Raw genomic sequence first — 2,436 nt, forward strand, 5'->3', positions numbered from 1 at the left:
ATTGTTTAAAGAAAACAGTGAATATCTGGAACATCAAAAGAAACTGGATATCGAAGTTATCTTTGGTAACCCTCCTTATTCGGTAGGACAAAAAAACGAAAATGATAATGCAAAGAATACTTCTTATCCGATTTTAGATAATCGTATTCGTGAAACCTATGCTGCTCATTCAAAAGCAAATAATATTAATAGACTTTATGACAGTTATATCCGTGCCATTCGCTGGGCTAGTGACCGTATTGATAATGCTGGGGTAATCGGCTTTGTTTCTGGTTCTGGTTATATAGATAAATCAACAATGGACGGTTTACGAAAATCTTTAGCCAAAGAGTTTACGAGCATTTATGTTCTCAATCTGAGGGGTGATCTTCGCAAAAATATGTTAAGCAATGGAGTTGCTCAAGAAGGTGAAAATATTTTCGGCAATGGTAGTATGACTGGTATTGCGGTAACGCTATTTATCAAAAATCCCAATGCTATTGGACCTTGTAAAATTTATTATCATGATATTGGAGATAATCTTTCTACCGAAAAAAAACTTGAGATGCTTCAATACTTTGGTAGTGTTGGTAGTATTACACGTGAACAAAGCTGGCAAATGATTACACCAGATAAGCATGGTGATTGGATAAATCAACGTGATGAAAGTTTTGAAACATTCTTAGCTTTAGGTGATAAGAAAGGACATGGTAAAAAACTATTTGAAAATTTTTCTTGTGGTCTAAAAACTAATCGTGATGCTTGGACATATAACTCAAGCCGTGAATTTTTAAAGAAAAACATGAATAATATGATTACGTTCTATAACAGCGAAGTAGAACGTTTTAATACTACCTATCGACACTCTGATCGTAAAACACGTGCAAATGCTGTAGATAATTTCGTCAATACAGATGTAAAAAAAATCAGTTGGAGTCATAATATTAAACAAGAATTGGTAAAAGAAAAACTCTTTAAGTTTGAATGTTACAGTCTTACTCAAAGTCTTTATCGTCCTTTTACAAAACAATGGCTTTATTATAATCGCATCTTTAACGATGGGGTTTATCAAATGCCTCGTATATTCCCGATAGGACAAGCGGTTAAAAATAAAGTAATACAAGTTTCTGCTGTTGGAGGAAGAAGTGGTTTCTCTGTCTTAATGACTAAGAATCTACCTAACCATGATGCAATAGATAAAGGACAATGCTTTCCACGCTATATTTACGAAGATACTGAATCTTTAAAAGATAAAAACAAGAAACAATCCCATTTATTTTTAATTTCTACAGAAGACAGCAAAACAGCTGATTTACAACGACGTGATGCCATTACTGATGAAGGACTAGCACATTTTAAAGCGGCTTATCCTAATGAAACCATAACAAAAGATGATCTATTCTATTATGTTTACGGTTTGCTTCATTCAGAAGATTATCGCTCTCGTTATGCTGATAATTTATGCAAAGAACTGCCTCGTATCCCTTGCGTAAAGAGTGCTGATGATTTTTGGAAATTTGTAACAGCAGGGCGTGAACTGGGTCATTTGCACGTGAATTATGAAGATGTAGAGCCTTACCCCGTGACCTTTAAAAAAGGCAATCCAAAAGTTACAGAGATCTCTAATCCCGAAAAATTCTATTATGTAACTGAAATGAAATTCGCAAAAATTAAGAATAGTAAGGAAAAGGATAAATCAACAGTTTTTTACAATAGCAGTATCACAATAACAGATATCCCTCTTGAAGCTTATGAATATATCGTCAATGGCAAGCCCGCTCTTGAATGGGTTATGGGGCGTCAATGTATAAAGACAGATAAAAAGAGCGGTATTGTCAATGATGCCAATCGCTATGCTGTTGAAACCGTTGGCAACCCCGCCTACCCTCTAGAATTGTTTCAAAGGGTTATTACGGTAAGTTTAGAAACCATGAAAATCGTTAAGAACTTACCAAAATTAGAAATAAGAGAAACTGAATAACTTATAAAGCATGCTCACATAATGGGTATGATAAACTCACAAGGGGTAAAAGGTCTTATACCTATAGGTTCTATACCCCTTTATACATTGCTTACATACAATCTTTAAAAGGATAATTTATCATGCGTTATTCTAAAAAGAAAAAACTTGCACTTTTAGATACTCTACTTTGGATTGCTTTAAGATTTATAAGAAACCCCATCTTAAATAGAGTTAGATTTTTTTACATTGCCTTTAAAAGATTATACCGTAATCTTAAATGAGTGCTTTATGCTTTTCAAAAGCTTTGTTTAAAGAGAGTTATGTATATTCATTTTCTTATATTACTTATAGGTTTTGAAGGTTTCTAACACCCTCAAAATACCTTCAAAAATATATCATGGGTTGTATTTATAGGTTGTGTTTTAATATAGATTGTATCTCTAAAATGCTAATATATTGAAATATAATAACTTTTATTTTTTGATTGAAAAAAA

1 protein-coding gene is annotated in these 2,436 nt (G+C 32.8%); it reads left to right on the forward strand.

From position 1 onward, the window contains the following. Positions 1-1,960: type ISP restriction/modification enzyme (locus tag ACFIMX_RS06610; protein ID WP_375694213.1), on the forward strand; the 1,960-nt coding region annotated here is incomplete at its 5' end. Between the last annotated feature and the right edge of the window lie 476 nt (positions 1,961-2,436).

The organism is Bartonella sp. AD24XZML (genome assembly GCF_042196485.1).
Classification (GTDB): domain Bacteria; phylum Pseudomonadota; class Alphaproteobacteria; order Rhizobiales; family Rhizobiaceae; genus Bartonella.